8 protein-coding genes are annotated in these 8,372 nt (G+C 62.6%); all 8 read right to left on the bottom strand.

Going from position 1 to position 8,372, the window contains the following annotated elements; genetic code table 11:
* Positions 1-768, bottom strand: a 768-nt coding sequence (locus DK459_RS31145; protein WP_304529601.1) for a pyocin knob domain-containing protein, incomplete at its 3' end; no start/stop codon positions are given.
* An 83-nt stretch (positions 769-851) separates the two neighbouring features.
* Positions 852-1,430 (bottom strand): YmfQ family protein, encoded by a 579-nt coding sequence (locus DK459_RS00765; RefSeq protein WP_110134386.1) that lies wholly within the window; start codon positions 1,428-1,430, stop codon positions 852-854.
* Positions 1,430-2,494, bottom strand: coding sequence for a baseplate J/gp47 family protein (locus DK459_RS00760; RefSeq protein ID WP_110134385.1), 1,065 nt, complete (start codon positions 2,492-2,494; stop codon positions 1,430-1,432). The genes DK459_RS00765 and DK459_RS00760 overlap by 1 nt, the downstream gene beginning before the upstream one ends.
* A complete protein-coding gene (locus DK459_RS00755) occupies positions 2,494-2,844 on the bottom strand; it encodes a phage GP46 family protein (RefSeq protein WP_110134384.1) in 351 nt (116 codons plus the stop codon). The genes DK459_RS00760 and DK459_RS00755 overlap by 1 nt, the downstream gene beginning before the upstream one ends.
* Before the next feature lie 54 nt (positions 2,845-2,898).
* Positions 2,899-3,537 carry a phage baseplate assembly protein V gene (locus DK459_RS00750; RefSeq protein ID WP_110134383.1) on the bottom strand — a complete coding sequence of 213 codons (639 nt, stop codon included), beginning with the start codon at positions 3,535-3,537 and terminating at the stop codon, positions 2,899-2,901.
* The gene (locus DK459_RS00745) at positions 3,534-4,649 is read right to left on the bottom strand and encodes a phage baseplate assembly protein (RefSeq protein WP_110134382.1); all 1,116 of its coding nucleotides are present in this window, start codon (positions 4,647-4,649) and stop codon (positions 3,534-3,536) included. The genes DK459_RS00750 and DK459_RS00745 overlap by 4 nt, the downstream gene beginning before the upstream one ends.
* A 1-nt stretch (position 4,650) precedes the next feature.
* Positions 4,651-5,928 (bottom strand): DNA circularization protein, encoded by a 1,278-nt coding sequence (locus DK459_RS00740; RefSeq protein ID WP_110134381.1) that lies wholly within the window; start codon positions 5,926-5,928, stop codon positions 4,651-4,653.
* Positions 5,928-8,267, bottom strand: a complete 2,340-nt coding sequence (locus tag DK459_RS00735) for a hypothetical protein (RefSeq protein WP_146221865.1) — start codon at positions 8,265-8,267, stop codon at positions 5,928-5,930. Before DK459_RS00735 ends, DK459_RS00740 begins: the two co-directional genes overlap by 1 nt.
* Between the last annotated feature and the right edge of the window lie 105 nt (positions 8,268-8,372).

Raw genomic sequence — 8,372 nt, 5'->3', positions numbered from 1 at the left:
CCCGCCGCCGCCACCGCCACCGCCATTGGCCGAGACCAGGTCACTGATAGCCGTCAGGCCGCCGGCAGTGCCAGCGGCGCCGACGTGTCCGCTGAAAGTCGTTCCGCCGATCCCCCCAGCACCCACCGTGCAGGTCAACGTGGGGATTGCCGGTAAAACAATTTCGCCGGTCTTGTACTCGCCCGCGCCTCCACCGCCACCGCCGCCGCCCGAGATGTCGGGATTGGTAGCCGATTGGCCACCGGCCCCCGTGGCCGCTGCACCACCACCACCGCCAGCGCCAACAATGCGATACCGGGCGCGCTTTCCCCGCCACTCCGGAGGCAACGGGACGTTGGTAATGCCGGGGGTTGTCACAACAATCTGTGACGGTGCGCGCGTAGCCATGACATCGGTCAGGACCCGCGACCAGGTCGACCAGATGTCGGCGCTACGCGCCCGGGTCCAGATTCCGCCGTCCAGGGACATAAACGTCTGCGCGGCATGGCCAACAAGCGGGTCGTTGCTCGCGTAGACAACCAGGAAGCCAGCCAGCGCGGCGGGGTAGTTGGAGCCAGTGCCAGCGCCAGCGGCCGACAGTTGGAGCCACAACCCCGATTTGGTGTAGGTATTGAGATTCGCGCCGTTGGGCAGCAGACCGGAAAAAGTAAACGCGGCTTTGCCGATCATGTTGAGGATGGCTTGCGCGATCTGGCCATCGTCGGCAGGATTCACTTCCAGGCCGCCGGCTTGCACAACGCCTTTCAGCTCGCGCAGCCACGAATTCATGAGTAGCGCGGTCAACATGCTGCCCGGCTTACCGGTAACAGGGTTACCCGGCTGGAACTCGCCAGATTCAGTTTCGGGGATTCTCACAAGGTTTGCTCCTGATAGTCGAACAAGACCACGGTGTGGGCCGGTTTGAGGTCTTGGAAGTAGCTTTCAATCACCGCATCACTGAATGACAGCAACAGTTCATCCACCGATGACATATCGAGATAGAACGGAAATGCTCGGACCTGGCCGCCCTTGACGAAGACTTGCCACACCCAGACAACGTCTTGCTCGTACAGGATGTCCCGATCCAGTCGGCTGTAATCCAGATAGAACGGCTCGAACTCGGTTATCTCGATCTGATAACCCAAGCGCTCGGCCAAGCGCTTGAAATACGGTATGGACAGCCCGCCCAGCTCCTGTAGCTTGGCCAAGACGGCCTCCAGGCGCTGCTGCCGATTGGCCCCCTCGGCGGCAGTCAATCCGCATACGCGCTCCCAATCAGGGAGAGTATCCACGGCGCCGAACGGCGTTACGCTGTCCAGGACGCGGCCGGCGCTCTGCTGCGCACGGTCCAGAGTGTCGCCCTCGGCGCTCAATTCAGCGGCAAGCGCGACACCGTGAAAGTCATAGCTGCGCGGAGGTAGCAGGCGAGCTAGCAGTTGCCGATGCTTCATTACATCGGCTCCACTACGACGGTGCCAAGGCGCAGCCATTCGATCACATCGGCATCAACCACCGGTATGACGTTGCTGGCCGGCGACGTGATGGAGCGATCCACCACGCCCGCGACATTGGACACAAGCGCCTCGGCCTGGCTGCGCACCCATTTAGCACCTGGCGCAATGTTGGAAAACTGAGATACGAAAGCGCGCTGTATGGCGGCTTTCGCCTGTTCCAAGCTGATGTCGCTCAACGACGCGCGCACGACCTGGTCGACCTGCCGCAGCGTCGGGGCGACCACCAAGCAGCTCTTTGCCGTAACTGGCCGAACGTCGTCAATGTAGGCACGCACCCGGTCAATGGTGTCCTGCGATGGCAAGCCGTCGCCGGAAACGATGGCCACGTCCACAGTACCGAGGCCTCGCCGCAGTGGGTAGACGAAGGCATCAGATACGCCCTCGACTTCCATGGCCCAGCGCCGGTAGTCATGCCGATTGCCGCCGGCCGGTGGTCGGCGGATCAGCTCCAGCAAGCGGGCCAGCAATTCGGTATCGGTTTCCTGCTCGACCCCGCCTCGCATTGATTGAAGGGTCGCGGCTGTGTCCAGTCCGGACGGAGCGACTTGAATGGTGACGGCCGTATTGTCCACCGCGTTCCCTGTTTCGCCTGCTGTCACGGCTTCCGCCGCAAATAATCCGGTCCCCGCTTCAGGCATGTTGGCATCGGCGATGATGCGATACATCACGCCGTCGCCGCGCTTGGCTTGTAAGCCTTCGGGAACGAGCGTTCCGGCCTGGCCCTTGATGCGCAGAAAGCCACGAGCTGGGACAGCATGCTTGAGACTGAGTCCGCGAACGGCCGCATGCATGTACAGATACTCCCGGTCTGCGGTGTCAGGGAATATCTGGCGCACCATCCAAGACTGATGCTGGTACAAGCCTTCCACGGTGCTGGCCACCGAGGTGGCACGCACGAAAAAATCACTGTCAGGCGTAACGTCAGCGTCCGGCCGATAGTTCTTGATGTCACGCAGCAGGTTGCCGCGAATCTGTGCAAAGGCGGGAACGAGAAATGGCATCAGGCAACCTTCACCGGGTGTTTGAATTGCTGCTCTTGGCCGGTTTCATCAACCACCGATACCAACAGGTCGCACCAGCCCACGCGCGCTTGCGTGGCGGTGACGGTGACGCTACGCGCCCGGACTTCCTTGACCAAGGTGGCAAGGGCTTGCTCCGCGTATTGTTTGGCTAGAAGGCGCACGCGCGCCAGGTCCAATTCCCTTTCCAGCTCATGTAGACGCGACCCTAGAGTGGGATCGGCCCACCAGCCACCAAGCGGCGTCATCAGCCGCAAATAAACGGCATTGGCGAGCGTCGTGATGCGCTCGCCGCTGTAGTCTCCGGTGCTGGGGTCGATTCGCGGGTCCATGCGTGCATTGTGGCTAGAGCCGCGCTAGAGAATCAGGTGAAGGACTTCAGTAGGTCAACGGATCGGCGCGTCAGTCTCGCCGCCCAGCGAGTCCTTGTGATGGTGACCAACCTGGCTGACGCCTCCGGCGATGACATCCTCTGTGACGCGAACCGTTCCGGAAATCTGTGCAGCAGACCCGCCGCCATTCTCGTTGGACAGCGCCAAGCCGCCCTTGCCAGTGACAAGTCCGTCGATCTGTGCCTGATTCGTCATGGCGACCAAAGGGGTATCCAGCGTTGCACCATCGGTGGCCACAACGCGCCAGGTCTTGCAGCGCATGACGTAGTCATCGCACTCGACTTCAATGAGACGGCCATTTTTCAGATGGATGTAATGGCCCTCCTGATGCACCACGGACACCTCGCCCGTGGCCAGGTCGATGCCGACCGCTGCGTGCTCGGTGGCCACGATCATGGAATGCGATGTGGCACCGCCCAGCGGCACCACCACGCCCATGGTTCCACTAGGAGGCACAGACTGGAAGCCGTAATACTGAAACTGTTCAGCATCACGCACCGGCTCGCCTGCCAATCCCTCGCCTGTGACCTTCTTGACCCCTTTGCCCGTGGTGACGCTGGCAATCACCATCCGAAAAGGCTTGCGAATGGAGTTCATGAATCGCCGGATGCGTTCGTCGATGATGTTGATCATGGGCGGGTCCCTAACTCCTGCGGGCTATAGGCCCGCGTTTCCATCTTGCGCTTCTTAGGCGGCACGACTACCGGTATCCAAACCTTGTCCTCTTTGAGGATCAGCGTTGTCGTGGTCGCCGTGCCGCTGCCGCCTCGGAACTGCCGCGCCATGACGAAAAGGACGCCGTTAAATCCCCGTCGCTCATCTTCCAGATGCACACGCTGGCCAGGCGCCCACAACTCGCCGCTGCTCGTTCGATGGCCTCGCACCTCGGCCTGGTAGGTCAGGCCGTCGAGGCGGCCGTCTGCCAGCGCTTTGTGGGCGCGCTGGGACAGGGACTCGCCGCTGATGGCATCGCCGGCCGTCAGAATCTTCGGCCGGTACACTTTGACTGCTGGGTCCTGGACAACGGTTCGCATCGCGTTTCGACCGTCAGCCGCATCGGTGCCATGCGCCTGGCCAAGAATGGTGATCTCCGAATACCGACGCGCGATAGAGGCCGTGCGCCGCAACCGGCTGACGTTGTTTCCCTTCCCGTCGCGCCGTAAAACCAGGCTGGCCACCGGCGGCGCGTCGTAGTCCGGCCCGCCTACAACCAGCGTGCCGTCAGGAGCAAACCAAGGCCATAGGCCGTTCGCCTGTGCGGCCTTCTCCAGCGCGTCCCATGCAGTGTCCCCGGGTTCGATGTTGACCTTCTCCGAAACGCTGTTGCCGCGTGGGTCGATGCGCACCTTCGATATGCCCAGAGGATTGACGACCGACTTGACGATTTGATCTAGCGAAACTTCCTTGGCGGCAAAGATCGGTGCGCTGCAATCAACGAGAATGCTCGCACCGTCTCGGCCCGACATGGAAAGCGTTGCGGTACTTCCGCCCACATCATCATCTACGTCGTCAACTGACCCCGTCATGGCCACATCCGACCCCACCCGTACCACGACGCGAGCGCCTGGCTCGACCTCGGCCGGCAATTCCCCATCGGGCAAACCGAGCTGGACACTCCAAGCCGCGGCCGGGCGGGTCATGTCGGACTCAACTGAGTATCGCGTCCACTTGTCATGGACGCGACCACCGATCAAGAGCGAAACTTGCTCAATGTCCCGCGATCGGTCGCGGCTCGTATCGTCCATGCTATTGCGAGTAGCCATTGATCGTGGTTCCTGCGGCGATATCGTTGGGGTTGCGCACAGCGGGATTCAGCCTTACCAGCTCGTCGGCGCGCCGATAGTCGCCATACCATTGGTGAGCCAGCAAATGCAGATTGGTCGGCGCATTCACGACACGCTGCCGTAGGGGTGGCCGGGCTTCGATAATGACCACAGCGGCTTCCTGGATGGCCAGCGCTGCGTCCTTGAGAGGCTCGGTGATGAGGCGAGCTTCCTCCACCGGATACAGGTCCCGATTCGCGTCAATGGCGTCCTGCACCACTTCACGAACGTCCGAGACGATGACCTCGATATCGGCCGGCGAAAGCGTGGGCGTCTTGGCCTCATCGGTCAGGATGTCCGATGCAGTGTCGACCAGCTCGGCGGCCGTGACCACCTTCACCACCGCGACAATTGGCTGTTGATCCTCCTGCAGGATGGCAATAGGCACTTGCGATTGCTGTGCGCCAACCTGGCCGGCTTGCGTCGGGCGGAATGACGTAGGGGTTTCGCCCTTGGCCGACGAGACCGGAAGCCGGATCACATCGTCAAAGACGCCTTTCAGGCCATTCCAGTCGGACATGCGGCTGGACCGGCCGAAGCTGCGCAGGTCGACCAGGCCGCGCAGGCCATCGGCCAGGCTGGACGTGAACGTACGCGGGAACTCGACCAGGTCGGTGACCGCACCCACGCCATTGGTCACGCTGCGTATGGCGCTAAGTGTGCGATCCATGGTCGACCGAATCGAATTCAGACGATCCGTGACGCCCTTCAAACTCGTCAGCGCTTTTAGCCGCTTGGCGAAGGACTCCACGCCGCTGGCCAAGCCATCCTCTTTGAGCTGTCGGCTTGCCGCCGCCTTCTGTTCGGGCAATTGACGAGTGAACAGCGGACTGCTGGGCGTGCTATGGACAAAGCGCAGGTCTACGGTACAAGCGTCGGGGGTGTCCGCGTCATGGCCCACGCGCCACGCTTCGAGCTGGGCGAGCGGTATTGAGCCGAAGATGGGATGGATCAGTTCGCCCGGCCCGGGCTGCTCCAAGACCTCTAGGAACTTCTGATAGCGTTGCTCATAGTCATCCCCCCAAAACACCGCAGTCAATTCCGACGTGACGGCGGTACGCCCGAGGTCCTCGGTGTCCTCGCCATTGACGTAAGGGTATTGGTGCCGTTGTACGTCGCGCTGCGCTTCGTCCTGAATGCGCGCGCAGTCGAACTTCACGCCCTTGAAGGACGCATCAAGCAGGGTATCTTGCCAGGCCATCAGTTCCTCCGCGCATCGCGTGCGTTGTGCTCGTTAACGCTGGCGGCTATCTCCCGGCCGTCCAGCTCCAGCGTGACCTTGGGCGGCGGTGCCGCCCGGTACGCATTGATCATTGCCTGTTGCAGGGCTGCGGGGTCTACCCCTCCGGTGGACAGGCTCGGCGCCCTTGCTGTCTCGGGCCGAGCCTCACCGGGGCCAAACCAGGCTTGTCCCAGCTTCTCGCCGGTAAAGTCACCAAGCAGGCTGCCGAGAATGCCGCCGCCGATAGCGCCTGCCGCGATGCCATAGGGACCCAAGAATGAAAGGGCCTGGCCACCGGCATAGGCGCCGCCGATCCCGCCGCCAGTTCGCCCGCCGATCCGCGTATAGGCGGCGTTCTTCTCCGCATCGGATAGGTCGCTGCCGGCCACTTGCAGCGCGTCATAGCCACCGAGGCCAATCGAGGCAAGCGGCGCGGACCGTGCCAGTACACCCGAACCCAGAAAGCGGGTTGGAGCCAGCACACCGACGGCGCGGCCAGCGACGTTTGCGGCACCGCTTGCAGCGCCGGCAGCGGCTGCGCCCACGCCCACACCTGCGCCACCGCCGGTTAGCATCTTGACGCCTGCGAACGCGACCGCAGCCCCCGTCATGACCTTGATGCCGTCGGTCGCACCCGTTAATGCCGTGGTCAGACCTGGATACTTGTCCGCGTAATCGGTGATCTTCTTGGCCAGGTCGCCCATCAGCTCCGTGACGGGCTCCAAGGCCCGCTGGCGTGCGTCGGCGATGGCCTGGTTCGCCTGATTCACCTTCTCGCCGGCCGTAGCCTTCATGACCGCGCTGCTTGTCTCAAGCGCGCCGACCCCCACGCCTGCGTACTCACTACGCAAGCCCTTCACCGATGCGCGTTGGCTCATATATCCCGACAACGCCATCAGGGATTCGCGGCCGATGCCCACGTCGCGGAATACCGACGATTCCAGCAGCGTGGCCATCTGCTCACGGTCGGCCTGGCCGCCGCCTTGCTCAAGGCGGCCTTTGAGTTGCTTGTACGTCTTGTTGTTGGCCATCGACTTGTCGACCATGGCCGTGAACGTCTCCAGCGGGCTAACGTCTTGCAGCGCGCCCTTGCCCAGAGTGCCGGCCAAGTCCACCCCCTTGCCACCGATGGATAGCTTCTTGGCCACCGCTTCGGAAACCGAAGGTTGCCGGAGCGTGTTCATCAGCGCCATGAAGGATTGGGCCGACTCCTGCGGCATGTTCGTGCCGGCCGTGATGGCCTGCATGTCCGCCAGGGCCATTTCCAGGCCCTTCATACCGGAGATGCCATAGTTGTCGCGTTGGGATGCCAGCAACTTTGGCAGGCTAGCAATCATGTTCTCAATGCCATAGCCGCCCGTCTCGCCGGCATGCAGCATCTTGCCCAGCGCTGCGGGCATGTCGGCCACCGAAATGTTGTTGGCCTTGAGCGCGCCAACCAGCGGTACGATGTCACGCGACTTACGGCCGGCCGCAAGGCCGGTCTGCTGAACGGTGGGCAGCATCGCAAATGATTCATCACGCGAAAGCCCGCTGCTGCCGAGCAATTCGCTCAAGGCATCTGCGGCTTCTTCCCGCGTGCCGCCGAGCTTAACGGCGGTGGCAATCTGATGCCTGATGTCTCGTTGGCCGTCCCGTCTCCCTTCAGTTCCTTCCGAGGCATAGGCCGTATTTGAGATTGCAGCCACCTGCTGCTCAAACGCCATGGTTTCGGACAAGGGGCGCTTGGCGATGGCAGCACCCGCCAAGATGCCGCCGCCGATTGCTGCAAGTCCCTTTCCCCATTCGCTCGGTGTTTGCAGATGGCGCATCTCGCGCTGGAGCATCTTGACTTTGCGTTGGGCGGCTTCCGCAGCCCTGGCCAACTCCAGGCCGGAAACGCGGCCGGATTGCTCCAAGCGTCGGTATGCGATGGCGGTTTGGATAATCTCCCGCTGCAATGACTTCTCGGAGCGAATGCCCAACTGCGCCCGCGCTTTGTGCAGCTTGTCCGCATCGCGCAGCATTGCCGATGAGGCAGAGCGCGATGCGGCCATTTGCTGCTGGGCCAGTTGAACGCTGGCGCGGCGGCTGTGATCGTAGTAGCGCGCATTGGCCGCGCCGACTGCTGCGGCATCGCGCTGTTCCTGGCGGGCGGCCTCGTGCTTTTTCTGCGCAACGACGGATACCGCCGTGCCTACCGCTGCGGCGTCCTGGCGCTCTTGCCTTGCGGCCTCATGCTTCTTCTGCGCAACAGCGGATACAGCCTGAGCGGCCTCACGGCTGCCCCGGTCGCTGACGACGATCTCAAGGGCAACCTTCATGTTGGTATTGGACACGGTGGACCTCTTGCTACGTGGTCTGCGACGACGACCTGGCGGCGTGCTTCGGTCTGCCCCGCTTCTTGGGTTTGATACGCCGCTGGCTGACGATGCGGCGGGTGG

The sequence above is a fragment of the Achromobacter sp. RW408 genome (assembly GCF_003184165.1).
In the GTDB taxonomy this organism is placed as follows: domain Bacteria; phylum Pseudomonadota; class Gammaproteobacteria; order Burkholderiales; family Burkholderiaceae_B; genus Achromobacter; species Achromobacter xylosoxidans.
The sequence above is the reverse complement of the archived record's forward strand: the minus strand, read 5'-3'. Positions and strand labels throughout refer to the sequence as shown.

Excerpts from the sequence above, each read along its gene's own strand:
- DK459_RS00765 (WP_110134386.1), bottom strand. The coding sequence starts at position 1,430 with ATGAAGCATCGGCAACTGCTAGCTCGCCTGCTACCTCCGCGCAGCTAT.
- DK459_RS00760 (WP_110134385.1), bottom strand. The coding sequence starts at position 2,494 with ATGCCATTTCTCGTTCCCGCCTTTGCACAGATTCGCGGCAACCTGCTG.
- DK459_RS00755 (WP_110134384.1), bottom strand. The coding sequence starts at position 2,844 with ATGGACCCGCGAATCGACCCCAGCACCGGAGACTACAGCGGCGAGCGC.
- DK459_RS00750 (WP_110134383.1), bottom strand. The coding sequence starts at position 3,537 with ATGATCAACATCATCGACGAACGCATCCGGCGATTCATGAACTCCATT.
- DK459_RS00745 (WP_110134382.1), bottom strand. The coding sequence starts at position 4,649 with ATGGACGATACGAGCCGCGACCGATCGCGGGACATTGAGCAAGTTTCG.
- DK459_RS00740 (WP_110134381.1), bottom strand. The coding sequence starts at position 5,928 with ATGGCCTGGCAAGATACCCTGCTTGATGCGTCCTTCAAGGGCGTGAAG.